This is a genomic window from Sciscionella sediminilitoris (genome assembly GCF_000737195.2).
Taxonomy (GTDB): Bacteria; Actinomycetota; Actinomycetes; order Mycobacteriales; family Pseudonocardiaceae; genus Sciscionella; species Sciscionella sediminilitoris.
In genome coordinates this window covers 1-25,503 of the sequence record NZ_JALM01000086.1, presented here as the reverse complement: position 1 = coordinate 25,503, position 25,503 = coordinate 1, and the positions used below count along the sequence as shown (strand labels likewise).

The 25,503-nt window shown below is 67.3% G+C and carries 25 protein-coding genes and 1 tRNA gene; 8 read left to right on the top strand and 18 right to left on the bottom strand.

Annotated elements, in window-relative coordinates:
• Window position 1: 1 nt before the first annotated feature.
• A complete protein-coding gene (locus AD72_RS28460; RefSeq protein ID WP_031469703.1) occupies window positions 2-676 on the bottom strand; it encodes a FadR/GntR family transcriptional regulator in 675 nt (224 codons plus the stop codon).
• 99 nt (window positions 677-775) lie between these two features.
• On the bottom strand, window positions 776-2,134 hold the full coding sequence (locus AD72_RS28455) for a sugar porter family MFS transporter (protein ID WP_031469702.1): 1,359 nt from the start codon (window positions 2,132-2,134) through the stop codon (window positions 776-778).
• Between the two features lie 244 nt (window positions 2,135-2,378).
• On the opposite strand from AD72_RS28455, the gene AD72_RS28450 reads away from it, so the two are divergent.
• The gene (locus tag AD72_RS28450) at window positions 2,379-3,881 is read left to right on the top strand and encodes an alpha-L-fucosidase (RefSeq protein ID WP_051899117.1); all 1,503 of its coding nucleotides are present in this window, start codon (window positions 2,379-2,381) and stop codon (window positions 3,879-3,881) included.
• Between the two features lie 55 nt (window positions 3,882-3,936).
• Here AD72_RS28450 and leuA read toward each other — a convergent pair whose 3' ends face one another.
• Window positions 3,937-5,730, bottom strand: coding sequence for a 2-isopropylmalate synthase (leuA, locus tag AD72_RS28445; protein WP_197285103.1), 1,794 nt, complete (start codon window positions 5,728-5,730; stop codon window positions 3,937-3,939).
• Between the two features lie 252 nt (window positions 5,731-5,982).
• On the opposite strand from leuA, the gene AD72_RS28440 reads away from it, so the two are divergent.
• On the top strand, window positions 5,983-6,393 hold the full coding sequence (locus AD72_RS28440) for a hypothetical protein (RefSeq protein WP_031469699.1): 411 nt from the start codon (window positions 5,983-5,985) through the stop codon (window positions 6,391-6,393).
• Here AD72_RS28440 and AD72_RS28435 read toward each other — a convergent pair.
• From AD72_RS28435 to AD72_RS28425, 3 genes are all read right to left on the bottom strand, one after another.
• Window positions 6,390-6,935 carry a nitroreductase family protein gene (locus AD72_RS28435; RefSeq protein WP_031469698.1) on the bottom strand — a complete coding sequence of 182 codons (546 nt, stop codon included), beginning with the start codon at window positions 6,933-6,935 and terminating at the stop codon, window positions 6,390-6,392. The genes AD72_RS28440 and AD72_RS28435 overlap by 4 nt on opposite strands.
• Window positions 6,936-7,081: 146 nt before the next feature.
• Window positions 7,082-8,248, bottom strand: coding sequence for a hypothetical protein (locus AD72_RS28430; RefSeq protein WP_037347643.1), 1,167 nt, complete (start codon window positions 8,246-8,248; stop codon window positions 7,082-7,084).
• Window positions 8,249-8,350: 102 nt separating this feature from the next.
• The gene (locus AD72_RS28425; protein WP_031469696.1) at window positions 8,351-8,755 is read right to left on the bottom strand and encodes a VOC family protein; all 405 of its coding nucleotides are present in this window, start codon (window positions 8,753-8,755) and stop codon (window positions 8,351-8,353) included.
• A 95-nt stretch (window positions 8,756-8,850) separates the two neighbouring features.
• Between AD72_RS28425 and AD72_RS28420 the strand changes: the two genes are divergently transcribed.
• The 3 genes from AD72_RS28420 to AD72_RS28410 all read left to right on the top strand — a co-directional run bounded on the left by AD72_RS28420 (window position 8,851) and on the right by AD72_RS28410 (window position 11,941).
• A complete protein-coding gene (locus AD72_RS28420; protein ID WP_031469695.1) occupies window positions 8,851-10,116 on the top strand; it encodes an aspartate kinase in 1,266 nt (421 codons plus the stop codon).
• Window positions 10,117-10,119: 3 nt separating this feature from the next.
• A complete protein-coding gene (locus AD72_RS28415; protein WP_031469694.1) occupies window positions 10,120-11,172 on the top strand; it encodes an aspartate-semialdehyde dehydrogenase in 1,053 nt (350 codons plus the stop codon).
• 229 nt (window positions 11,173-11,401) lie between these two features.
• Window positions 11,402-11,941 (top strand): hypothetical protein, encoded by a 540-nt coding sequence (locus tag AD72_RS28410; protein ID WP_051899116.1) that lies wholly within the window; start codon window positions 11,402-11,404, stop codon window positions 11,939-11,941.
• Here the strand turns inward: AD72_RS28410 and AD72_RS28405 are convergent.
• The 9 genes from AD72_RS28405 to AD72_RS28365 form a co-directional block, all read right to left on the bottom strand.
• Window positions 11,928-12,968, bottom strand: coding sequence for an ABC transporter ATP-binding protein (locus tag AD72_RS28405; RefSeq protein ID WP_031469692.1), 1,041 nt, complete (start codon window positions 12,966-12,968; stop codon window positions 11,928-11,930). The two genes, AD72_RS28410 and AD72_RS28405, sit on opposite strands and share 14 nt — an antisense overlap.
• Before the next feature lie 73 nt (window positions 12,969-13,041).
• Window positions 13,042-14,025 (bottom strand): ABC transporter ATP-binding protein, encoded by a 984-nt coding sequence (locus tag AD72_RS28400; protein WP_031469691.1) that lies wholly within the window; start codon window positions 14,023-14,025, stop codon window positions 13,042-13,044.
• Between the two features lie 6 nt (window positions 14,026-14,031).
• Entirely contained in the window at window positions 14,032-14,967 is a 936-nt protein-coding gene (locus AD72_RS28395) for an ABC transporter permease (protein WP_031469690.1), read from the bottom strand.
• Between the two features lie 13 nt (window positions 14,968-14,980).
• Window positions 14,981-15,988 (bottom strand): ABC transporter permease, encoded by a 1,008-nt coding sequence (locus AD72_RS28390; RefSeq protein ID WP_031469689.1) that lies wholly within the window; start codon window positions 15,986-15,988, stop codon window positions 14,981-14,983.
• A 3-nt stretch (window positions 15,989-15,991) separates the two neighbouring features.
• Entirely contained in the window at window positions 15,992-17,662 is a 1,671-nt protein-coding gene (locus tag AD72_RS28385) for an ABC transporter substrate-binding protein (RefSeq protein WP_031469688.1), read from the bottom strand.
• Between the two features lie 233 nt (window positions 17,663-17,895).
• Window positions 17,896-18,324 (bottom strand): VOC family protein, encoded by a 429-nt coding sequence (locus tag AD72_RS28380; protein ID WP_031469687.1) that lies wholly within the window; start codon window positions 18,322-18,324, stop codon window positions 17,896-17,898.
• 69 nt (window positions 18,325-18,393) lie between these two features.
• Entirely contained in the window at window positions 18,394-18,945 is a 552-nt protein-coding gene (locus AD72_RS28375) for a uridine kinase family protein (protein ID WP_197285102.1), read from the bottom strand.
• Complete coding sequence (gene recR, locus AD72_RS28370; protein ID WP_031469685.1) at window positions 18,942-19,538, bottom strand: recombination mediator RecR; 597 nt, start codon at window positions 19,536-19,538, stop codon at window positions 18,942-18,944. The genes AD72_RS28375 and recR overlap by 4 nt, the downstream gene beginning before the upstream one ends.
• Before the next feature lie 2 nt (window positions 19,539-19,540).
• Complete coding sequence (locus AD72_RS28365; RefSeq protein ID WP_020496854.1) at window positions 19,541-19,885, bottom strand: YbaB/EbfC family nucleoid-associated protein; 345 nt, start codon at window positions 19,883-19,885, stop codon at window positions 19,541-19,543.
• 84 nt (window positions 19,886-19,969) lie between these two features.
• Here AD72_RS28365 and AD72_RS28360 point away from each other — a divergent pair, with 84 nt between their 5' ends.
• Together AD72_RS28360 and AD72_RS28355 are read left to right on the top strand one after the other, a co-directional pair.
• Entirely contained in the window at window positions 19,970-20,809 is an 840-nt protein-coding gene (locus AD72_RS28360; protein ID WP_051899115.1) for an N-acetylmuramoyl-L-alanine amidase, read from the top strand.
• Window positions 20,810-22,588: an alpha/beta fold hydrolase gene (locus tag AD72_RS28355; RefSeq protein ID WP_031469683.1), complete on the top strand. Its 1,779-nt coding sequence runs from the start codon at window positions 20,810-20,812 to the stop codon at window positions 22,586-22,588. It begins immediately after the preceding gene.
• On the opposite strand, the gene AD72_RS28350 is transcribed toward AD72_RS28355, so the two are convergent.
• The 3 genes from AD72_RS28350 to AD72_RS28340 all read right to left on the bottom strand — a co-directional run bounded on the left by AD72_RS28350 (window position 22,589) and on the right by AD72_RS28340 (window position 23,589).
• Window positions 22,589-22,888 (bottom strand): MmcQ/YjbR family DNA-binding protein, encoded by a 300-nt coding sequence (locus tag AD72_RS28350; RefSeq protein ID WP_197285101.1) that lies wholly within the window; start codon window positions 22,886-22,888, stop codon window positions 22,589-22,591.
• Window positions 22,889-23,058: 170 nt separating this feature from the next.
• Window positions 23,059-23,134 (bottom strand) — tRNA-Gly (locus AD72_RS28345).
• A gap of 50 nt (window positions 23,135-23,184) precedes the next feature.
• Window positions 23,185-23,589: a DUF7674 family protein gene (locus tag AD72_RS28340; RefSeq protein WP_037347640.1), complete on the bottom strand. Its 405-nt coding sequence runs from the start codon at window positions 23,587-23,589 to the stop codon at window positions 23,185-23,187.
• A gap of 208 nt (window positions 23,590-23,797) precedes the next feature.
• Here AD72_RS28340 and AD72_RS28335 point away from each other — a divergent pair, with 208 nt between their 5' ends.
• Window positions 23,798-25,468, top strand: a complete 1,671-nt coding sequence (locus AD72_RS28335; protein WP_051899114.1) for a sigma-70 family RNA polymerase sigma factor — start codon at window positions 23,798-23,800, stop codon at window positions 25,466-25,468.
• Window positions 25,469-25,503: the final 35 nt, after the last annotated feature.

Sequence of the window (25,503 nt, the reverse complement as noted above, 5' to 3'; positions counted from 1 at the left end):
CTCAGGCCAGGGTGCTGCGCAGCCACTGCTCCACCCCGGCAACGTGCACCGTCGCCCAGGAGCGGGCCAGATCCGGCTGGCGCGCCGCGATCGCCGCGTAGATCATCTCGTGCTGTTCGTGGGTGCGGCGCACCGCGTCCTCCTCGGTGATCCCCCGCCACACCCGCGCCCGCGCGGTCGGGCCCGAGATCCCGTCGAGCATCGAGGACAGCACCGTGTTCCCCGAACCGTCCGCGATCAACCGGTGGAACTCCAGATCGTTCTGTACCAGTTCCTCCACGGTCGGCGACTCGTCCACCGCGTCCAGCACCGTGCGCAATCGCTGCAGCTGCTCGGCGTCCATGTGCTGCGCCGCGAGCGCGGTGGCCGCCGGTTCCAGGATTCCGCGCACCTGCAACAGATCCAGCACCGTGTCGTCCTGGTGGAAGTCCACCACGAAGCTCATCGCCCCGAGCAGCAGCGAAGGCTCCAGACTGGTCACATAGGTCGCATCGCCCTGACGCACATCGAGCACGTGGATCAGCGAGAGCGCCCGCACCGCCTCCCGCAGCGAACTGCGGGAAAGGCCGAGCTGGCGGGCGAGCTCGGGCTCCTTCGGCAACCGGTCACCGGGCCGCAGCTCGCCGGAGACGATCATGCCCTTGATCTTTTCGATGGCCTCGTCGGTGACCGGCAACCGCGCTCCCCTTACTCTCCACCCTGCATCATTCCAACGATCGTTGATTCTCACGATCGTTGGAATATGGGCGATGTTCTGTGCACACTCATTATCGGGTCAGCTTGCCGTGGCCGCGGCCCGGTCTCGCCAGTAGCCCTCGATCTCCTCGAGTGAGCGGCCCTTGGTCTCCGGAACCCGGGCACGGATGTACCAGGCCGCGATTGCCGAGAGGACCGCGAAAAACCCGAAGACCGCACTGCCGGACCAGGCGAGCACGCTCGGGAAGACCAGCGCGGAAAGGGAGTTGAACAGGTACTGGGTGAAGGTGATGACGCCCATGCCGAGAGCCCGTGCACGCAGCGGCAGGATCTCCGGGCAGAACAGCCAGAACACCGGGCCGAGACCGAAGCCGAACGCGCAGGTGTAGACGAACACGCACACGATCGCCAGCCAGGTCACGTGCGGGAAAATGGCGAGCACGATCATCGGCGGCACTTGCCCGGCCAGGCTCGCCGTCAGCAGCGGAACCCGGCCGAGTCGTTCGATCAGCGGGAGCGCGACGGCCGTGGAGAGCACGAGCGCGGTCCCCACGCCGTAGTTGGCGATGGTGCCCGCCGAAGTACCGCTGCCGGTCGCGTCCTCGAAGATGATCGGCGCGTAGTAGACGACCGAGTTGATCCCGGTGAACACCTGGAAGAAGGTGAGAATCAGCGCCATCACCACGGCGGGCCGGTAAGTGCCCAGCAGGTCCCGGAATCCGGCGTTTTGCCTGCGCAGGCTGCCCTGGATCTCGCGCAGTTCCTCCTCGACCCCGCTGGCGCGCAGCCTGCCGAGCACCGCGCGCGCCTGCGCTTCCCGCTCGCGCATCAGCAGCCAGCGCGGGCTCGCCGGGGAGATCGTGATGCCGATACCGAACACCAGCGCGGGGAGCGCGCCGAGTCCGAGGATCCACTCCCACGCCCCCGAGGAGGCGAACACGCTGCCGACCACGTACGCGCCGAGGATCCCGATATTCACCGCGAGCTGATAGAGCGCGGTGAGCAGTCCGCGAATGCGTTTCGGGGCGAGCTCGCTGAGGTAGATCAGGCCGAACTGGTTCGCGATCCCGCACGCGGTACCGAGCACGAAGCGGAACACCATCAGGGTGCCCGCGTTCGGGGCGAGCGCACAGCCGATCGAACCGAGAGTGAACACCGCTCCGGCCACCATGAGCAGATGCCTCCGGTCGAAGCGGCGTGCTGCCAGCGTGGCACCGACGATCGCGGGCAGCGCACCGAACAACAGCATGCTGGTGACCAGGCCCTGACCGGTCGAACTGAGCCCGAAGTCCTTGGTGACCAGCGGAAGCGCACCGGACATGGAGCCCGAGTCGTAGCCGTACAGGATCCCGGACATGCCACCGAGAACCGCGACGAGGTAGACGAACCTCGGAATCGGTTCCCGGACCGCGGACTGCTCCGTGGAGACGTTCGACATCCTTGTCCTCTCGCCGCGTCAGCACGACGCCCGCACCGTAAACCTCCGATGTCTGGGTACGCAACGGCCATCCTGGTGATAGCGCGGCAATTCCTGGCCGCTCACTGATTTTGGAGGGTTCGATACCCACATTGACCCGATGAATAGGACGCTTGACGCCGAACATAGCGCCCTGCCACAGTATTTTGCCGGAGATACATCGGACGAATGACAGGATCCACGGGGGACACACCTGGAGGAGTCCATGACCGCGCACGAACCGCATTCGCGTCCCGCTCCGTTCGACAGGAGGCGGTTGCTCGCCGCAGGTGGCCTCGCGGCGGGCGGACTCGCCGCCGGTGCCCTGTTCGGCTCCCCGGCCACACCGGCCTTCGCCGGGCAAAAGAGCTGGGTACCTACCTCGACCGGGCCGTACACACCCACCGTCGACTCGCTGCGCGGCCACCCGCTGCCCGACTGGTTCGACGACCGCAAGTTCGGCATCTTCGTGCACTGGGGGCTCTATTCGGTCCCCGCATGGGCACCGGTCGGCAAAGAGTACGCCGAATGGTACTGGTCGCAGATGAACGACCGCAGTGATCCGACGTTTCGACACGAGTTGGACACCTACGGACCGCGAGCGGCCTACGACGACTTCATCGCCGGGTTCACCGCCGAACGGTTCGCCCCGCACTCCTGGGTGCGGTTGTTCGAACGTGCCGGGGCCGGCTACTTCGTGTTCGTCACCAAGCACCACGACGGGTTCGCCCTGTTCGACACCGCGGCGAGCGGGCGCAGCTCGACCAGGCTCGGTCCACGGCGCGACCTGCTCGGCGAACTGTTCCAGGCGGCGCGGACCAGCGCACCCGGCCTCAAGCGCGGCACCTACTACTCGCTTCCCGAGTGGTACAACCCGGCCTATCCGGGGTACCAGGACAACTTCCCCGGTGGCGCCCCGAAGCAGTACTACACCGGCGAACCGCTGCCCTACACCGGAGCGACCCCGATCCGCGATTACGTCGAGGAACTCCAGGTCCGGCAGATGGTCGAACTGATCGAGCGCTACGACACCGACATCCTGTGGGGCGATATCGGCGGGCCGAACAACAGCCTCCCGCTGCTGGCCCACTACTACAACCGCGCGGCACAGCGCGGCAAAGAAGTCGTGGTCAACGACCGGATGGGGGTCGAGGTCGCCGACTTCACCACCCCGGAGTACGAACCGAACCCGCCGTTCCACGCGAAGAAATGGGAGGGCACCCGGGGCATCGACCCACACTCCTTCGGCTACAACGCGGCCACCCCGATCAGCGAGTACGCCACTGCGGAGAACCTGGTGCACACCCTCGTGGACAGCGTCAGCAAGAACGGCAACCTGCTGCTGGACATCGGCCCGCGCGCGGACGGCACCATTCCCCGAGTCATGGTCGAACGCCTGGAGAGCATCGGCGACTGGCTGCGAATCAACGGCCCGGCGATCTACCGTTCCCGCTACTGGAGCACCCAGGCCGAAGGCAAGCTGCGGTTCACCACCACACCCGGGGCCTTCCACATCATCAGCCTCGGCTGGCCGGGGCGAACCCTCGAGGTGAACGCACCCGTCCCGATCGCCGCGCACGCACCCATCCGTCTGCTCGGCCACCACGGACCGTCACTGCCCTGGTCGCGGTCAACAGGCAAACTCGTGGTCACCCTCCCCGAGGAAGGCCCCGCCTCGACCACCAGCAAGTACGCCTACACCTTCACATTCCCGACAAAGCACTCGTGAGTGGTTGTGTTGGTTAGAACCAACACAACCACTCACGAGCACCCGTTTGTCCAGGTCAGCGATTGGCTCGGTTGATCGCGGATGTGACGGCGCGCAGGGAGGCGGTGACGATCGAGGGGTCGATGCCCACGCCCCAGAGCACGGTCCCGTCCACGGCGCACTCGATGTAGGAGGCGGCGCGGGCGTCGTCACCCGGAGTCATGGTGTGTTCGGAGTAGTCGAGCAGCCGGACGTCGTAGCCGATGCTGGCGAGCCCGTCGAAGAAGGCGGCGATCGGGCCGTTGCCGTGGCCGCTGATCTCCTGGGTGTCCCCGTCCACCCGCACGGTCGCGCTCAGCGAGTACTCGCCGTGCCCTTCATCGGTGACGTGCTGGCGCACCAGTTCGAGCGGGGTGCGCTGCTGGAGGTACTCGGTGGAGAAGATGTCCCACAACCGCTCGGGCTCGACCTCGCCGCCCTCGTCATCGGTGTAGCGCTGCACCACCTTGGAGAACTCGACCTGCAGTTTGCGCGGCAGTTCGAGCTGGTGCTCGGTCTTCATCAGATAGGCGACGCCGCCCTTGCCGGACTGGGAGTTCACCCGGATCACGGCCTCGTAGGTGCGGCCCACGTCCTTGGGGTCGATCGGCAGGTACGGCACTTCCCAGGGGTGCTCGTCGATCGGCACCCCGGCCGCTTCGGCCTCGCGGGACAGCGCGTCCAGTCCCTTGTTGATGGCGTCCTGGTGTGAACCCGAGAACGCGGTGTACACCAGGTCGCCGCCCCAGGGATGCCGCTCGTGCACCGGCAGCTGGTTGCAGTACTCGACGGTGCGCCGGATCTCGTCGATGTCGGCGAGGTCGATCTGCGGGTCCACGCCCTGGCTGAACAGGTTCATACCGAGCGCGATCAGATCGACGTTCCCGGTGCGCTCACCGTTGCCGAACAGGCAGCCCTCGATCCGGTCGGCCCCAGCCTGGTAGCCGAGCTCGGCGGCGGCGATCCCGGTGCCCCGGTCGTTGTGCGGGTGCAGGGACAGGATGATCGAGTCGCGGCGTGCCAGGTTCCGGCTCATCCACTCGATCGAGTCCGCGTACACGTTCGGCGTGGCCATCTCCACGGTGGAGGGCAGGTTCACGATCACCGGCTTTTCCGGGGTCGGCTGCCAGATCTCGGTCACCGCATCGCAGATCTCCACCGCGAAGGACAGTTCCGTTCCGGTGTAGGACTCCGGGGAGTACTGGAAGATGAAATCGGTGTCCGGCTGCTTCTCGGCGAGCTCGCGCACCAGGGTCGCGGCCTCGGTGGCGATCTTCTTGATGCCTTCCTTTTCCTCCCGGAACACGACCTTACGCTGCAGGATCGAGGTGGAGTTGTAGATGTGCACGATGGCGTTCGGTGCCCCGCGCAGCGCCTCGAAGGTGCGCTCGATCAGTTCACCGCGGCACTGGGTGAGCACCTGAATGTGCACATCCTGCGGGATCGCGCCCTCTTCGATCAGCTCGCGCACGAAGTCGTAGTCGGTCTGGCTCGCCGCGGGGAACCCGACCTCGATCTGCTTGTAGCCCATGCGCACGAGCAGGTCGAACATCTTGCGCTTGCGGGCCGGGGACATCGGGTCGACCAGCGCCTGGTTCCCGTCCCGCAGGTCGACGGCACACCACAGCGGTGCGGTGTCGATGACCTTGTCCGGCCAGGTCCGATCGGGTACGGACACCGGCTCGACCAGTTCGGCGAACGGCCGGTACCGGTGGAACGGCATCGAGGAACCGCGCTGGTTGTTCCACGGGCGCTGCCCGGGAGCCGGCGGCCGGGACGGTGTTCCGCCCTTGCGCGCACTGGATTCGTGGCTGTTGATCAGGGAAGTCATAACGGAGAACTCCTGCTTGGTCGTCTGTTCCAACCGGGCTGACGACCGGCGTCACAAAACTCCGCGGCGAGGCGCCGGTCTGGTCAGACCTCGTCGCGGCAGCGAAGCAGGAGGGCACGTGCCACGTCTTCGACCGTACCCGCCCGAACCCGTCCTCGTGAAACGGGGGCGGAATCACCCTGCTGGGGACGGTCATCAATTTGTTGTTACGGCTGAGTAGCCATCCGCCGTTCAGCGTGTAAGACTGCGCGCATGGCAGCGCACGAACAGAAGCCCGACAACGAGGCCGCGGCCGCGAGAGAGGCGGCAACGGAGGAGCCGAAGACCACCGTCGCCAAGCCCGTCGGCAAGTCGGCCGGTCAGCGTGCGCTCGAGCTCCGCGCCCCGATCATCAATCTGGTCGCGGGCCTCGTGCGCTGGGTCGGCGTGATCTTCGCCGTCGTGCTCGTCGTGCACATCATCCTGGTCATCGGCGAGGCCAACCCCAACAACGGCATCACCGGGTTCGTCCGCAGCTTCGCGGACACGGTCGCGATCGGGTTCAAGGACCTGTTCACCCCGGACGACGCCAAGCTCGCGGTGCTCGTCAACTACGGCATCGCGGCGATCTTCTGGCTCATCGTCAGCGCGCTCGTGGCCCGCATCCTCAAGCGGTTCGCCTAGAGAGCGGGTTCGCCCCAGGTCCGCCCGAACGCGAGCTCGCCAAGCTCCAGCCGCTTGCGGGGGGCTCGTTCGCGGTCCCGCTTGTCCTCGGGGAGCAGGTCCACCGGTCCGAGGCGGCCGACCGCGATCGCGACCAGCGGGCTCGCCCAATCCGGGACCGCGAAGGCGGCGCGCACCGCTTCCGGATCGAACCCGGCCATCTGGTGCGCGACCAGTCCCTCGTGCACCGCCTGCAGCACGAGGTTCTCCACCGCGAGGCCGAGGCCGTACTCCGCGTAGGGCACCTCGCCCTTCTCGTTGCGCCGCACCGCGATACCCACGAGCAGCAGCGCGGCCCGGTGTGCCCAGCGCTGATTCCCCGGAGCGAGCGCATCCAGGATCGCCTGGAACGCCGGGTCCGCACGCCTGCCGAGCACGAATCGGGCGGGCTGCGTGTTGCCGTAGGACGGAGCCCAGCGCGCCGCTTCGAGCAGGGCGTGCAGCGATTCCGTGCCGACCACCGCCTCCGGGTCGAGTGCCCGCGGACTCCATCGCGCCGCCATCAGTTCGTGCACGAATCCTCCTCGTGCGTGGTTGTGTTGGTTAGAACCAACACAACCACTCACAAGCACCTCCCCGACGCTCGGCCCTCGCGCGTGACCACGGCTGTGTCTTCGGTTCGCCTCGCGAGCCCGGCTCACGACATTTCTCAGATCGCGTAGGGCCAGACGTTGAGGGCATAGGCGCCGAGCCATCCGGAGGCGAGCAGCAACCCGAGCACGGTGCAGATCGCGGTGGGCCTGCTGCGCTTGGCCAGGCCGACCGCGACCGGGATGAGGAGCACGAACGCGGGCAGCAGCAGCCGGGCCCGCGCGCCCATGAGCCCGTTCATGCCCAGGTCCATCACCAGGATCCCGGCCGCGTACACGAGCAGTGGCCAGGGCAGCCGCCGGTAGATCGCGACCGCGAACAGCACCAGCGCGGCAAGGGCGAGCCCGACGGTGATCACCTCGAAGGCATTGCGCTGGGTGGTCAGCGCGGTGATGGCGAACCGAACCCCGGAGATGCCCCAGTCGAAGTAGGTGTCCCAGCCCATCCGTTGCAGCATCGGGTACCCGAAAACCGATCCCATCCGCGCGCCGACATAGGCCGCATAACCGACCACCCCGATCGGGGCGAGCAGGCCACCGAGCCAGATGCGCCAGCTCCGCGGCGAACGGATGACCCCGGCAAGGGCCGCGAGCATCACCGCGGCGGCGAGGGCGAGCCCGGAGGGCCGGACCAGTCCGGCGAACGAGCAGAGCAGCCCGGCGAGCACCCACTGCCTGCGCAGCAGGAAGACGAGGGACCACACCGCGAGGGCGCAGAACATCGCCTCGGCGTAGGCCATGGAGAACACGATCGACATGGGCATCGCGCCGACCAGGGCGACCAGCAGCATGCCGATGGTGCGCGAGCCGTGTTTGGGCAGTGCTTCACCGAGCCGCAGCAGTCCGTAGGCGAGCCCCACCCCGGAAGCGAGCGAGACGAGCAGGCCCGCACCGAGCAACCCGACCCCGGGAAGGTAGCCGAGCAGGTGCACCACCGAGGGATAGCCAGGGAAGAACGCGATCGGGGTCTCCGGGCTGCGCATCCCGTGCGCGTCGGTGAGGTACCCGGGAACCCCGGAGTACCCGCCCGCCGCGATGCCCAGGTACCACTGGCCGTCCCATTTGGTGAGCGCGTTCGGCACCGAGCCGGGGGCGAACCAGGAGAGCAGCAGCACCCCGACCGCGCGGAACAGCAGGTAGAGCAGCGCGGGAGCGGCGAGGTGGTAGACGCGCCGCAGGGTGTCGCTCGCCGGGGCGTTCGCTTCCGTATCGGCCGCTGCGTCCACTCGCGTTCCCTCCGCTGATTACGCCTTCGGCCCGTCAGGCTAACGCGCAGTCACGAAAGCCCGCCTCCCCATGCTCGATTGTGACACCGCGGGCCACCCCGCTCAGGCGAACGCGCTGGGCACGAGCACCACCCGCCAGCCGTCCGGGTCCTCGAAGGCCAGTGCGCCGTGCTCGGCCCACCACGGGTTGTCCAGCTCCACCGGCCGGTGCCCCGCCCGCTCGAGCTTCCCGGACACCTCATCCCGGCTCGGCGCATCCGGGAAATAGAGCACGAGCAGATGCTCCCCGCTCGGCGCCTCCCCCGGGCTGCCCGCCACGTGGGAGGTGAACTCGAGGTGATAGTCGACACCCGGTAAACCGATACCGACCACTTCGTAGCCGGCGTCCGCATTCCGGAACAGCACCGGGAGACCGAGCGTTCCGGAATAGAATTCCACCACGTCAGCGAGCTTGTCGGTGGGCCGCGCGATCCGGACCTGGGCCACCGGCCACTGTTCAGTACCCATGCGGCCGAGGTTAGAACCTCAAGCTTGGTCGAGGTCAATGGAGCAGGTAGGCTCTCCGCCGAGGACGTAACCGACTTCGTGGAGGTATCGCCGTCGTGGCGCTCGTCGTGCAGAAGTACGGCGGTTCGTCGCTGGAAAGCGCGGATCGCATCAAACGGGTCGCCGATCGGATCGTCGCCACGAAGAAGCAGGGCAACTCCGTGGTCGCGGTCTGCTCGGCGATGGGTGACACCACCGATGAGCTGCTCGACCTCGCCCAGGAGGTCAACCCGGTCCCGCCGGAGCGCGAGATGGACATGCTGCTCACCGCGGGTGAGCGCATCTCGAACGCGCTCGTGGCCATGGCGATCAGCGCGAAGGGCGCCGAGGCGTGGTCGTTCACCGGATCCCAGGCGGGCGTGATCACCACATCGGTGCACGGCAACGCACGGATCGTCGAGGTGACTCCCGGCCGGGTGACCGAGGCACTGGACAACGGCTACATCGCGCTCGTGGCCGGATTCCAGGGCGTCTCCCAGGACACCAAGAACGTCACCACGCTCGGCCGGGGCGGTTCGGACACCACCGCGGTCGCGATCGCCGCGGCACTCGATGCCGATGTGTGCGAGATCTACTCCGATGTGGACGGTGTCTACACCGCGGATCCGCGCATCGTGCCGAACGCGCGCCGGCTGGAGACCGTGCCCTATGAGGAGATGCTCGAACTGGCCGCGTCCGGTTCGAAGATCCTGCACCTGCGCTCGGTCGAGTACGCCCGCAGGTACGGCATCCCGCTGCACGTCCGTTCGTCGTACAGCACCAAACCCGGAACCATCGTCACCGGATCCGTCGAGGAGATCCCCGTGGAACAGGCACTGATCACCGGAGTCGCGCACGACAACTCGGAGGCCAAGGTCACCGTGACCGGGGTGCCCGACCACGCGGGCATCGCGGCGAGCATCTTCCGCATCGTCGCGGACAACGAGATCGACATCGACATGGTGCTGCAGAACGTGTCCAGCACCTCGAGCGGTCGCACCGACATCACCTTCACCCTGTCCAAGGCCAACGGCCCGAAGGCGGTCACCGCGCTGGAGCGCGCACGCGATGAGCTCGGCTTCGGCCAGGTGCTCTACGACGACCACGTCGGCAAGGTCTCCCTGGTCGGCGCGGGCATGCGCTCGCATCCGGGCGTCACGGCCAGCTTCTGCGAGGCGCTCGCGAAGGCCGGGGTGAACATCGAGATCATCAACACCTCGGAGATCCGGATCTCCGTGCTCATCCGCGACTCGCAGCTCGACGACGCGGTGCGCGCGATCCACGAGGCATTCGAACTCGGCGGCGAGGAAGAGGCCGTCGTCTACGCGGGAAGCGGGCGGTAAGCCATGGCACCAGTACTGGCACTCGTCGGCGCGACCGGCGCCGTCGGTTCGGTCATGATCGACATCATCAATGCGCGGGAATCCGTGCCGTGGGGCGAGATCCGGCTGATCGCCTCGGCGCGCTCGGCGGGCAAGAAGCTGACCGTGCGGGGCACCGAGCAGACCGTCGTGGAGCTCTCCCCGGAGGCCTTCGACGGCGTCGACATCGCCATGTTCGACGTGCCGGACGAGATCTCCGCGCAGTGGGCCCCGGTCGCCGCCGAGCGCGGGGCCATCGCGGTGGACAACTCCGGAGCTTTCCGGATGGACGCCGATGTCCCGCTCGTGGTGCCCGAGGTCAACGTCGACAAGATCGGCGAGCGCCCGCGCGGCATCATCTCCAACCCGAACTGCACCACGCTGTCCATGATGGCCGCACTCGGCGCACTACACCGGGAGTTCGGGCTCACCGAACTGGTCGTCGCCTCGTACCAGGCGGTTTCCGGCGCGGGTAAGGAAGGCGTGGACCGGCTCTACGCCGAACTCGAAGCCGTGGCTGGCAAGGGGCTCGGCGTGCGCGCCGGGGATGTCCGCGAAGCGGTCGCCGGGCTCGGTGACGACTCGCCGTTCCCCGCCCCGCTCGCACTCAACGTGGTGCCCTCGGCCGGTTCCTACAAGGGCGACGGCTGGTACTCCGAGGAGCTCAAGGTCCGCAACGAGGCCCGCAAGATCCTCGGCATCCCCGACCTCAAGGTCTCCGCGACCTGCGTCCGGGTTCCCGTGGTCACCACGCATTCCCTCGCCGTGCACGCCACCTTCGCCCAGCCGGTCACCGTCGAGCAGGCGCACAAGGTGTTCGAGGCCCAGCCCTCGATCGTGCTCGTCGACGATCCGGAACAGCAGCGGTTCCCCACTCCCGCGGATGTGGTCGGCGAGGACCCGACCTACGTCGGCCGGGTGCGCCAGGCGCTGGACTTCACCAACACGCTCGACTTCTTCGTGTGCGGGGACAACCTGCGCAAGGGCGCCGCACTGAACACCTACGAGATCGCCGAGGCCCTCGCCCCGACCGTCTAGGCACTCCACATCGGTTCGCAGCGTCACGGTTCATTCGCGCTCGGAACATAACGGACACTCTTCGGATTCGACTGCTTACCGGACCCCTCCGATCGTCCTCCCACCAGCGGGGGACCGAGCGGAATTCGGCTGCCTAATCCTGAACACCCCTGTACTCACCGGGTTCCGCCGTTTAGCGTCCACATCGGACAGTCGCCGGGACTGTCGGAACCGACACAAGGGAGTGCTGATGAGGGCAAGCATTCGAACCGCGGCCGTTGGCCTCGGGGCAGCGGCGGCGATCGCGTTATCCGGACAGTTCGGGTTCGCGGCCACGACTCCGTCGAACCCGCTCGAACCGGGGACGCACATCCCGGCGACGATGCTGAAGCTGAAGAACTGCGACTCGATCCCGTCCGATTACGACAGATCGGTGGCCAAGACGGTGTACGACACCGCGGTCGGCCGGGGCGTGGACGACCGCGTCATGCTTTCCACCTTCGAGACCGCCTGGGTCGAGTCGCACGTGAACAATCTGCCCTGTGGGGACGCCGATTCGCTCGGGGTGTTCCAGCAGCGGCCGAGCGCGGGCTGGGGCACCCCGGAGCAGGTCCAGGATCCGGTCTACGCCACCAATGCCTATCTCGACCAGGCCATCACCAACGCGGCGAACAACCCGGGCTGGTCCGCCGGTCAGGTCGCGCAGAGCGTGCAGCGTTCGGCCTACCCGGACCGCTACGACCAGAACGAGGACAAGGCGCGCGAGATCATCGGCGCTATGCAGGGCTGACCGAGTCCTGCACGGGGACTGTGTGCGGAGTGATCTCGCCCGCCGCGATCTCCTTCGCATAGTGGCAGGCGACCCGGTGCCCCGGGGCGAACTCGACCAGTTCGGGACGTTCCTCGGCGCACCGGGTTTCCTGGCGCCACGGGCATCGGGTGTGGAAGCGGCAACCGGGCGGCGGCGCCGAGGGTGAGGGCAGGTCCCCGGTGAGCAGGATCTGCTCGCGGCTGTCCTCGGTGACCGGATCGGGCACCGGAATCGCGGACAACAGCGCCTTCGTGTACGGGTGCAGTGGTTCCCGGTACAGCTGTTCCGAGGTGGTCTCCTCCACGACCCCGCCGAGATACATCACCCCGATCCGGTCCGAGATGTGCCGCACCACGGCCAGATCGTGCGCGATCACCAGATAGGTCAGCCCGAACTCCCGCTGCAGATCGTCCAGCAGGTTGATCACCTGCGCCTGCACCGAGACATCGAGCGCCGAAACGGGTTCGTCCGCGATGATCACGTCCGGATCGAGCGCGAGCGCGCGGGCGATACCGATGCGCTGGCGCTGCCCGCCGGAGAACTCGTGCGGGTATTTGCGCAGGGCGTTCGCCCCGAGCCCGACCGCATCCAGCAGTTCACGCAGCCGCCGCGCCGTTGCCGACTTGTCCGTGGCGAGCCCGTGCGCGCGCATGCCCTCGGTGAGCAGCGCCTCCACCGACTGCCGCGGATCCAAAGAGGACAGTGGGTCCTGGAAGATCATCTGCAGCCTGCGGCGGAACCGGCGCAGCGGCTCGGCGGCCAGAGTGCCCAGATCCGTGCCGTCCACCCTCGTCGTGCCCGCGGTCGGCTCGACAAGGCGCAGCATCGCCCGCCCGAGGGTGGACTTCCCGCAGCCGGACTCCCCGACGAGGCCGTAGGTCTCGCCGCGCTCGATGGACAGGCTCACCCCGTCCACCGCGTACACGTGACCGATCGTGCGGTCGAAGAAGACCCCTTGTCTGATGGGAAAATGGACCTTCAGGTCATCGACCTCGACCAAACTCACAACCGCACCTCGCTAGCGCTCGGTCCGGCCGTTCGCCGGGACTGCTGTGTCTTTGGTTCGCTCGCAAGCTCGCTCACGATTCCCCCTTCACCAGTGCGACCGGGTTGTGGCAGCGCAGCAGCCGCCCCTCGGTGTCGATCAGATCCGGCGCGGTCTCGGTGCACACCTCGATCGCGTTCGAGCACCGGGGTGCGAAGGCACAGCCGCCGGACCACGGGATGTTGTCGCCGACCGAACCGGTGATCGGATGCAGCCGCTCACCGCGCGGGGCATCGAGTCGCGGTATGGAGGCGAGCAAGCCGTTCGTATAGGGATGCCGTGGTGCGGCGAACAGTTCGTGCCGTTCCCCGCGCTCCACCACCCGGCCCGCATAGAGCACGTTGACCTCATCGCAGAGCCCGGCGACCACCCCGAGATCGTGGGTGATCATGATCAGCGCGGTATCGGTACCGGCGACGAGTTGCCGCAACAGCGCGAGGATCTGTGCCTGGATGGTCACGTCCAGCGCCGTCGTCGGCTCATCGGCGATGAGCAGTTTCGGTTGGCACGCAAGGGCGATCGCGATCAGGGCACGCTGGCGCATCCCGCCGGAGAGCTGGTGCGGGTATTCGCCGACGCGCCGGTGCGGGTCCGGGATGCCGACCTGGTCGAGCAGTTCGGCGGCCCTGGCGAGCGCCGCCTTGCGCTTGAGCCCTTCGTGGCGCTCCAGCACCTCGGCGACCTGCAGGCCGATGGTCACCACCGGATTGAGCGAGGTGAGCGGATCCTGGAACACCATGGCCAGATCGCTTCCCCGCCGATCCCGCAGCTGTTTGTCGCTCAACGAAAGCAGCTCGGTGCCCGCGAACCGCACCGAACCGCTGACCGTGTTCCCGCGTTTGGGCAGCAGCCCCATGATCGCCAGCGAGGTGACCGATTTCCCGCAGCCGGATTCGCCGACGAGACCGACGGTCTGTCCCGGTTCCACGGTGAACGAGACCTTGTCCACCGCGGTGAAGGGACGCTCGCCTTTCTGGGCGAAGGTGACGGTGAGGTCCTCTACTTCGAGCAGCGACACCGGGAATCACCTCCTGTTCTTGGGATCGAGCGCGTCCCGCGCGGATTCGCCCATCAACGTGAACCCGAGCGCGACGACCACGATCGCGCAGGCGGGCCAGAACGCGAGATCCGCGTGCCCGCTGGTGATGTACTGCTGGGCATTGGAGAGCATCTGCCCCCATTCCGGGCTATCGTCGTTCGGATTACCGAGGCCGAGGAAGGAAAGCCCGGCCGCGTCGATGATCGAGGTGGCGAGCACGATGGTCGCCTGCACGAACACCGGGCCGAGCGAGTTCGGCAGCATGTGCCGGAACACGATCCCGCTGCGTTTCACCCCGAGCGCGCGCGCCGCGAGCACGTGATCGCTGGCCCGCTGCGCGAGCATGGTGCCGCGCAACAACCTGGCGAACACCGGGATCTGCACGATCGCCACCGCCACGATCACGGTGAACTGGTTGGCCTGCAGGAAAAGCGCGCTGATCGTCACCGCGAGCAGCAGGTTCGGGATGGACAGCAGTACATCCACGAACCGCATCACGGTCGTGTCCACCCAGCCCGCGGTCGCACCGGCGAGCGTGCCGAGGATCAGTCCGCCGGTCAGCCCGATCAGCGTGGCCAGCACCCCGACCAGCAGCGTCTGCTGCGAGCCGACGAGCAGGCGGGAGAACAGATCCCGGCCGAGCTGATCACCGCCGAGCAGATAACTGCCCTGCGGCGGGGCGAACTGGTTCCGCGCGCGCACCGTCTGCTTGATCAGCTCCGGGATCTGCACGGCCGGATCGTGCGGGGCCAGCAGCGGAGAGAACAGCGCGATCAGTACGAACAGTGCCGTGATCACCGCACCGGTGAGGAACACCGGACTGCGCCGCAACCGCCGGAACGCCGAGGCGGCGAGGCTGCGCCCTTCGGTGCTGGTCGAGGCGAGCGCGTCGACCCGGTCCTTTTTCCGTGTCAGTACCATCGATGCCCTCCCCTCACCTGGTCCTGATCCGTGGATCGATGTAGGCATAGGACAGATCGACGATCAGGTTCACCACCACGTAGACCAGCGCGGCCGCGATGATCAGCAGCTGTAGCAGCGGATAGTCCTTGCGCTGGAACGCCGTCGCGAGCGCGTCGCCCACTCCGGGATAGGCGAACACCCGCTCGGTGAGCACCGCTCCGGCCAGCAACTGTCCTATTTGGATACCGATCGTCGTCACCACCGGCAGCATCGCGTTGCGCAGAATGTGCCGCCGCCGGATGATCGGGATTCGCAGGCCCTTCGATTCGGCCGTGCGCACGAAATCCTCCTGCTGCACGTCCAGCACGGCGGCCCTGGTGATCCGGAAGATCACCGCGAACGGAATCGTGGCCAGCGCCACCGCGGGCAGGATCAGGTGCTCCAGGGCATTCCATGCGGCATCCCATTCCTGGGTCAGGATCCCGTCCAGGATGAAGAACCCGGTGATCCGTGTGGCATCGATCGCGTCCTGGCGCCCCGCGGAAGGCAGGATCCCGGCCTTCACCGCGAACAGGTACTTCAGCAGGAATGCCAGGAAGAACACCGGGACCGCCACCCCGAGCAGCGAACCGCCGATCGAGAGGTTGTCCCATATACCGCCCCGGCGCCGCGCGGCGATATAGCCGAGCGGAATGCCGAACAGGATCGCCAGGATGATCGCGACCACGCTGAGTTCCAGCGTCGCCGGAAAGCGCTGCACGAGAATCTGCATCGCGCTGCTTCCCGGTTGCACGGCGGTCGACTGACCGAAGTCACCGCGCACCGCCCGGCCGAGAAAGTCGAAGTACTGCAGGAAAATCGGCCGGTCGAGGCCGAGCGTTTTGGTCAGCTCGGCACGTGCGGCCGGAGTGGCCCGGTCCCCGAGCAGTGCGGAGACCGGACCACCCGGCAGCGAACGCAACCAGGCGAACAGCAGTATCGAGAGCACGAACAACACGACGACCATTTGTCCAAGTCGTCGAACGGTATAACGAAGCACGAATCAGCTTCCGCTCTTGGTCACCAGCTCGAATTTCTCATTGGAGAGCGGGCTCGGCACCAGTCCCTTGATATTGTCCTTGACCGCGATGTACGAGGGCGCGGACACGATCGGGACCGCGGGCAGATAATCCTTCTGGATCTGCCCGTTCAGCTCCTTGTACCCCTGCTCCCGCGCCGCCTTGTCCGCGGTCGCGTCGAGCTGCTTGACCCGCTCGGAAAGCGAGGCACCCCAAGGGGAAGCCGCCGCGTAGAACCGGTTGGTCGGGGTATTGAAGAACTGCGAGAAGAAGTTGTCGGCATTGTTGAAGTCGCCGTTCCAGCCCATCAGGAAAAGGTCCGGCTTGTGTCCCTCGACATCGTCGAGATAGCCGCCGTTCCACGGTTCACTCTTCTCGACCACCTTGATACCGGCCTTTTCCAGGTCACCCTTCATCGCGGTGAACTGATCACGCGGGCTCGGCAGATACGGCCGGGTGACCTCACTCGGCCAGTAGAAATTCACCGTGAGACCTTCCGCGCCCGCTTCCTTGAGCAGCTGCTTGGCCTTGTTCGGATCGTAGTTGTACTCGGGAACGTTCGGATTGAATCCCGCGATGCTCGGCGGCAGCATTTCCTTGGCCACCACCGCCTTGTCCGGGAACTGCGACTTCACCAGCTGCGGGCGGTTGATCGCGTACGCGATGGCCTGGCGGACCTTGAGATCGCGCAGCTTCGGGTTGTTCTTCTGGTCGATGCCCAGATACATGATGTTGAACGGTTCCCGCTCGAGCAGCTTGTTCCCCTGATCGCGCAAGGACTGATAGTCCTGCGGCTGCGGCAGATCGTAGCCGTCGATCTCCCCGGCCTGCAGCGCCTGCCTGGTGCCCGCGGTGTCCTTGTAGATCTTGAACACGATCTTGGCGAGTTTCGGCTTCTCGCCCCAGTAGTTGTCGTTGCGCACCAGCTCGACCGTGCCGTTGGCCTGGTCGTACTTGCTGAACTTGAACGGGCCCGTTCCGGTGGGATGTTTGGTCGCGTAATCCGGATAGGTGAAGCTGTCGCCCTCGGCTTTCACGTCGTTGGCGTGGTATTTGTCCATCGCGGTCGGGCTCTGGATCGCCCAGGACGCGAGGCCGAGAATATCGGGCATCTTCGAGGACGCCTTGGTCAGTTTCAGCGCCATCCGGGTCGGGCTCTTGACCTCGCACCCCGCGTACAGCGAAGGCTGCTTCTTGTCCGCGAATCCGCCGAAGTTGTCGTTCCAGTACTGGGATACCGCGTTCGAGGTCCCCGCGCCCTTCTGGTTGTACATCCGCTCGAAGTTCTTGCAGACCGCGGTCGCGTCCATCGCGGTGCCGTCGGTGAACTTCACGTTCTTGCGCAGATTGAACGACCAGGTCTTACCGCCGTCGCTCGGCTGCCAGTCGGTGGCCAATCCCGGCCTGACCTCGCTGCCACCCGTTTTGAACTCGACCAGATTGTCGAACATCTGCTCGGTGATCCGGAACGTCTCGCCATCGGTGGCGTAGAACGGGTCGAACAGTTTCGGCGCGCTCGCCTGGCCGAAATTCAGGGTCGCGCCGTTGTCCCCGCCGCTTCCCCGTTCGGACTGCGCACAGCCGGAGACCACGAGCAGCACTGCGCCCGCAGTACCGGCCGCGGCAACCCAGCGACGCTTCCTGTCCATCTGCATGTGTACCCCTTTGAACACAAGGCTGGATCGCAGTACGTGTTCGTACCTTGATGGCGCACTGTAATGCCTGAACCCGTTCCCAGGATCCGGTCGCCGGTTACGATCCGGACACACGGGCCCGAAAATCTGCGCAGCGCACACGGGGTATCACGCGATGAGATCACCCTCGGTCAACTGTGAATGGTGAATTCATAGGCCCCCGCACAGTTACCCTCGGTACTTGGCCGGTGCCGTTATCCGGCGAATCGGCCGCGCGCTTCCGCCGGGATCAGCGGTTTGCTCGCGCGGACCTTGAGCTCCTGCACCGCCCAGGTGTTGCCGTCCGGATCGGCGAACCCGAAGAAGGTGCTGCCGTCCTGCTCACCGAACCGCTGCAGCTCGCTCACCTCGACCCCACGCGAGGCGAGCTCCGCACGTGCGGCCGTGGCATCGGCGACGCAGAGCTGGAGCCCCTTCAGCGAACCCGGCTGCATCTCGGTCTGCGCGGGCAGGTCACCGAAGACGATCGAGCACCCCGATCCGCGCGGGGTCAGCTGCACGACATGCATGTGCTCGGTGACCGTGTCATGATCGAGCTCGAAACCGACCCGGTCGCGATAGAACTCGATCGATCGCTCAATATCGCTGACGGGGAGCACAACCACCTCGAGGGTCCAGTCCATGATCCGGACAGTACCCGCAAGCAGGCCACTGAGCTGCGAATATCCCCCTTGTGAGCGGAAATGTTGGTTCTAACCAACACAACCGCGCACGACCAAATCAGCGCGGGATTCGGGGCGGTCCACGGCGAACCATCCGGCCTCGGTGCGCTGCCACGCGGCGAGGTTGGCGCGCTGGTCCTCCCCGTCGCGGGCCACCGAACGGGCGAGCCGCTGTTCCGGGGTGCCGTAGCTGATCCACACGGTGAGGCTGGCCCGGTCGGCGACGGCGCGCCGGGCAGCGGAGACCCCCTCCAGAATCAGGGTTTCCGGCACCTCGACGGTGCGCCACCTCCCGGGAAAGGGCGCGCCCTCGCTCCACTCCACGCACTGGTACCCGCCGGGAACACCCCGGCACAGCGGTTCGAGCACGCCTTCGTGCAGCCGCGGCCACCAGGCGAAGGGCTCATCCCAGGTGGCGAAGTCGTCGGTGGACACGAGCACGCAGCCGAGCAGTTCCCGCAGCCGGGTGGCGAACACGGTCTTGCCCGAGCCCGATGGCCCGTCGATGACCACGAGGCGGGTGCCACCGAGCCGGGCAGGGGCGGCGCGCACCGCGGCCGCGGCCCGTTCGAGCTCAGTCACACCGCACGGCGGCCGGTGAACGCGCGACCGAGGGTGAGCTCATCGGCGAACTCGAGGTCCCCGCCCATCGGGAGACCGGAAGCGAGCCGGGTGACGCTCAGCCCGGGGAAATCGCGCAGCATGCGCACCAGATAGGTGGCCGTGGCCTCGCCCTCGGTGTTCGGATCGGTCGCGATGATCACCTCGGTGATCTCGTCCCTGCCGATCCTGCCGAGCAGTTCCTTGATCCGCAGCTGATCGGGCCCGACCCCGGAAAGCGGGTCGAGCGCGCCGCCGAGCACGTGATAGCGCCCCTTGAACTCCCTGGTGCGCTCGATCGCGAGCACATCCTTGGGTTCCTCGACGACGCAGACCAGCAGCGGATCACGGCGCGCGTCGCCGCAGATCCGGCAGGTCTCCTCGGCCGCGACGTTGCCGCAGATCTCGCAGAACCGCACACCCTTCGCGACCTGCTGCAGTGCCGTGATCAGCCGGTTGATGTCCGCCGCATCGGTGGCGAGCAGGTGGAAGGCGATGCGCTGGGCGCTCTTCGGCCCGACTCCGGGAAGGGCGCCGAGCTCATCGATCAGGTCCTGGACCGGTCCTTCGTACACCGCTACATGCCCGGGAGGCCGAGCCCGCCACCGAGTTCGCCGAGCCCGCCGGCGACCGGTCCGAGCTTCTCCTCGGTGAGCTTCTGCGCGCTCGCGTTCGCGTCCCGCACGGCGGCGACGACGAGATCGGCGAGCGTCTCGGTGTCTTCCGGGTCGACGACCTTGGGGTCGATGGACAACGACTTCAGTTCGCCAGAACCGCTGACGGTCGCGCTGACCATTCCGCCACCGGCGGTCCCGGTGACCTCGCTGTTGGCGAGTTCTTCCTGCGCGGCGAGCATCTGCTGTTGCATCTGCTGTGCCTGCGCGAGCAAGCCCTGCATGTTGCCGGGCATCTGACCGTCCATGCCGGCTCCTTTCGTCGGCGGAGCGCGCCTGTCTTGCGCGCGTCTTCCAGGGTAGTCGTCCCCGGCCGTGGCAACGTGTACGGCGTGTCGAAACCGATCCGACCTGCGCTGCTCGCCGCCCTGGGAACCACGCTGCTGCTCAGCGCGTGCGGGACCACCGCGGACAAGGCCGCCCCGAGCAGTCCGGCCGCCGCCCCGAGCACCGCACCCTCGAGCACCAGTTCGCCCGCCCCGAGCAGCAGCGCACCGCCCAGCGCGCCGCGGCAGCCGCAGCGGGTCGTGGTGCTCGATCCGGGCCACAACGGCGGGAATGCCGAGCACCCGGAACAGATCAACCGCAAGGTGCCCGCGGGCCGTGGCGTCCTGAAGGCCTGCAACACCACGGGAACCTCGACCAATGCCGGTTATCCGGAGCACGCCTTCACCTGGGACCTCGCCGCCAAGATCCGCGCGAGCCTGGCCGCGAAGGGGGTGCGCGTGGTGCTCACCCGCGATTCGGATTCCGGGGTCGGGCCGTGCGTGAACGAGCGCGCGGCGGTCGGCAACAAGGCCGAAGCCGATGCGGTGGTGTCCCTGCACGCGGACGGGGCGAACTCGGCGAAGGCGCACGGTTTCCACGTCTCCTATCCCTCCCCGCCGCTGAACGCCGAACAGGGCGAGCCCTCCGCGCAGCTGGCCGGTTCGGTCCGCGATGCCATGCGCGGGGACGGGCTCGCCACCTCCACCTATCTCGGCGAGAACGGGATTTACCCGCGCAAGGATCTCGGCGGACTGAACCTGTCCACCCGCCCCGCGGTACTCGTCGAGTGCGGGAACATGCGCAACACCAGCGATTCCGCCACCTTCACCTCCAGTGCCGGACGGCAGCACTACGCCGACGCGATCACCGCAGGCATCCTCGCCTACCTCGACAAGGAACACTGAATGCTGCGCGAACTGCTCGAACTGACCACCTGGCGCGCCTTCGACGTGCACACGGACGGGCGGGTGCTCGCCGGGCACGACGAATCGGGGACCACGCAGCTGGTCGAGATCGGCACCGACGGCACGGTACGCAAGCTGACCACGCTGGACGGAGCGTGCAGCGGGCGGTATGTCCCCGGCACGGACACGGTGCTGGTCAGCCACGACACCGGGGGCAACGAGCGGGCGCAGATTTCCCGGCTGCACCTGGATTCGAGCCCGCTTCCGTCCACAATGGACGATCTGGAGGCCGTGGTACGCGATCCGTCATACATCCACGGCATCGGCGAGGTCACCGGGACGCGCATGGTGTACCGCACCAACCGGCGCAACGGGGTGGACTTCGACATCGTGGTGCACGAGCTGGCCACGGGCACCGAATCGGTGATCTACGACGGTGGTGGCTGGGCCGCGGATCCCGCCGTGCACACCGATGGCCGCCGGGTCGCGCTCACCAGGCCGGGCAGGTACGCGATGTCCGATCAGCTGCTGCTGGCCTGCGGCGGCGAGGTCACCGAACTGACCGGGGAACTCGAGCGCGCGCAGTACCACACCGTGCACTGGGTCGGCGATTCGCTCGTGCTCACCACGAACCGGGACCGCGAGTTCACCGGGATCGCGCGCTACACCCCGGAAACCGGGGACTGGCGATGGCTGGTCACCGATGACGCGCACGATGTGACCGGCTGGCCATCCCCGGACGGCACGCTGCTTCTGGTGCACACCAACGTGGGCGGGGTGTCCCGGCTCGCCGTGCACGATGCCGACGGCAACCCGCTGCGCGAGGTCCCGCTTCCGGATGGCTGGCTGCTTTTCCCGCTGCCCGAACCGGTGTGGGCCGCGGATTCGCGTTCGGTCGCGCTCACCCTTTCCGGTCCGGAGATTCCCGGGGACGTGCTCGTGGTGGACGCGGGCAGCGGGACCACGCGCGCGGTCACCGATTCCGCGGCCGCGCTGCGCGGGCTCGCCGGGCTCTCGGTGCCGGACACCCACTGGGTTCCGGGCGCGGGCGGGGACATCCCGTGTTACGTGTACCGGCCGAGCGCGACCGCGGAACCGTTGTCCGGTGCGGCGGTGCTGCTCATCCACGGCGGACCGGAGGGGCAGTCGGCGCTCAACTTCAACCCGATCGTCCAGGGCCTGGCCGCGGCCGGGTTCACCGTGCTGGTGCCGAACGTGCGCGGTTCGGTCGGCTACGGGAAGGCCTGGTACTCCGCCGATGATGTGCGCGCCAGGATGAACTCCGTGGACGATCTGGCCGCGCTGCACGACTGGCTGCCGAGCCTCGGCCTGGACCGCGCGGCGTTGTGGGGCGGTTCCTACGGCGGGTACATGGTGCTGGCCGGGCTCGCGTTCCAGCCGCAGCTGTGGTCGGCCGGGGTGGACATCGTCGGGATGTCCTCGCTGGTCACTTTCCTGGAGAACACCTCGGTGTACCGGCGCGCCCAGCGGGAGCGCGAGTACGGTTCGCTTGCCGAGGACCGGGAGTTCCTGGAGTCCATCTCACCGCTGTCCCGGATCGCCGACATCCGGGCACCGCTGTTCGTGATCCATGGCGCGAACGATCCGCGGGTCCCGCTCTCCGAGGCCGAGCAGCTGCACACCGAGCTCGGGAACCGCGGAGTAGCGTGCGAGCTGTGCGTGTACGCCGATGAGGGGCATGGGCTGGCGAAGCGGGTGAACCGGCTGGACGCCTATCCGCGGGCGCTCGAGTTCCTCACCGCGCGCCTCGGCCGGTGATCAGCCCGCGTCGAACCGTTCACGCAGGCGCTTCGGGGCGCGCAGCCGCCAGGCCTCGGTGAGCACTTCGGTGAGGTGGTCGGGGTCGATCCTGGCGAGGTCCACGACCACCATCGAGGAATTGCGGTAGTGCTCCGGGACCGAGAAGGTCTCCGGGTCCTCCTGGGGCAGGGCGAGCTTGTCCTCCGGGCTGACCAGACAGGCGAGGCCATGCCACTCCTGTCGGTACGCCGCGAAGATCTTGTCCCGCACCCGGAAACACGGAATCCCGTACGCCGCCCGCTCGGTGGCCTCCGGCAACTCGAGTGCAACACCCCGAACCCACTCCAAAGAAACCACAAGACCCCTCCGCATCCCTCCACGCTGGTTCCGGCGCGCTCCACACCGTGGGGGCGTGGGGGCTCGGCCCCCACAAATCATGGCGAAAGAGTAAAGCCCCAGGCATCCCCGGGGCATGACTATCCGAACTCTGGAGCGGACGACGGGACTCGAACCCGCGACCCTCACCTTGGCAAGGTGATGCGCTACCAGCTGCGCTACGTCCGCATTGCCCCGTCAGCATAGCGGGGCCGACAACCCGCGCTGCAGGCGGGGCGTCATCCGAGGAGTTGATCCACCTCGGCGAGCCGTTCCACGGGCAGCCGCCATTCCCAGAGCGGGCGCACCCGCTCGGCTATCCGGTCCGGGAGCCGTTCGGCGATCTCGTGGCGCAGTTCCCAGTCGTCGAAGAGGTGTTCGTAGAAGCTGACGATCGCGGCGTCGGCGAGGAATCGCCGCGGCTGGTCGAGGCACCACTTGGCGAAACCGTAGGCGCGGTCGAGGGTTTCGGTGTCCGCATCCCGGTGCGCCTTGCGCACGATGTCGAGCAGTTCGGTGAGGAACACGTGCACCGACCATTCGGCTCCGCAGAGGGATTCGAGCTCCGGGAACGCCGCACGGGCCTCGACACGCCAGTCGACGCCACACTGCGGCTCGTCCTGCGTCGTCGTATTGGCGTTCACGGCAGGGACTGTAACGAGGCCCGGCGGGCCCGACGCGCCCGGCTTGCCGATCGACGCCCAGCTGTGACCAGGCTGATACGACTGGTAAAGGTTTGGTTGTTTATTTTTCTCCACTGCCCAGATCGCCGATTCGTGTGGCATGTTTGACGCGATCGGATGATCGCAGGTGGCTCACAAGGCCGTCGGGGATGCGAGGAGGTGGTCGATCGTGCTGCGCTCACCACAGGAGGCAGTCACGAGAGCACCCGAATCCGTTGTCGATTACACCGAGCTCGACGACGGCGAGTTGCTCGCCCATATGGGGGATGGGGACGAACTCGCCTTCGCGCAGTTGTTCCAGCGGCACGTCGACGCGGTCCGCTCCTATGCGCTGCGTACTTATGCCAATGCCCTCGATCCGGACGATCTCGCCGCCGAGGCGTTCTTCCGCGTCCTGCAGGCCGTGCGCAGGGGTTCGGCGCGGATCGAGCATCCCCGCGCCTACCTGCTCACGGTGACCCGCAGGGTCGCCATGGAGTGGACCGCGCGCCACCGGGATGTCCCGGTCACCGATGAGGAGCTCTCCAGCAGGGTCGAGGCGGCCAGCGATCGCAGCACGTCCTCGGTGGAACGCCACCTGATCGCGCGGGCGTTCGCCAACCTGCCCGAACGCTGGCGCAATGTGCTCTGGCGCGTCGAGGTCGAGGGGGAACGCCCGTCCGCGGTCGGCGGCCACCTCGGGCTCTCCGCGAACGCGACCGCGGCGCTGGCCAGGCGCGCCAGGGACGGCCTGCGCGCTGCCTATCTGCAGGCGCACCTCTCCGATGCGCGCGGGCCGGTCGACTGCCGCTCGGTCGTGGACAAGCTGGGCGCCTTCACCACCGGTTCGGTGCGCGGATCCGAGCGCCGCAGGATCGTTCACCACCTCGAGGAATGCGATTCCTGCGCCGCACTGCACGCCGAGCTCGCCGATGTGTGCGCCGGGCTGCGGGCGCACGCCAGCTACGTCGGGCCGCTCGTCGGGCTCGGCACCGCGGTAGCCGGGAAGACCGCTGCCGGATCCGTGCTCGGTTTCGGTGGCAAACTCGCCCTGCTCACCGGGCGGATGAAGGCCGCGTTCACCGCGAGCGCGGTCGTCGGGGTCGGCGCTTTCGGACTGGTCGCGAGCGGGATGCTGCACGGTCCGGTCGTGGAATCCGCGCCCGACTACACCGGCGGCCGCGGGGACCAGGTGCTTCCGGTGTGCACCACCTGCACCCCGGGCACGAAGGGCCCGGTGCCCAGTCCCACGCCGACCAAGCACGCGCCACCGAACAACGTCCAGGCGCCCGTTCCGCACATCCCGCACCAGCGCTCCACGGAACAGAACACTCAGCGCACTGCGGAGTACGCCGGGCACAACCGATCGAGTCCCGATCGCGCGGACACCGGGAACACCCAGGAGAACCGGGACCAGCCGGCGGGTCATCATCAACAGCAGCAGGAGAAACCGCCGCACTCCGCGACGGTCGAGTCCGACAAGGGCGGCCCCCACCTGCAGAGCAGCCATGTCCCCGATTCCACACTGCCCGGCCATCCCGGGACCCCGGATCCGGACAACTCGACCTTCACCTCTACATCCCGGGGCGAGCCCACGCACTCCTCGTCGGGATCCTCGGAGTCCTCGGACTCCACACGCTCCTCGGAGTACTCGTATTCGAACTCCTCCACGGACTCGTCCTCCGAGTCCTATTCATCCCGTTCGTACCGTTCGCACTCCTACTCGGGGGATTCGACCGACCCCGAGCCGACCCGGTCACTCGGCGAAACCCTCCTCGGCAAGCACTCCGACTCCGCGCCGAGCTCCGAGCGAAAAGGCCTGCTCAACCACGTGGTCGTGGTCGTCATCTCCCTCCCCTAGCAAGCCCTGAACGACGCTCGTGAGTGGTTGTGTTG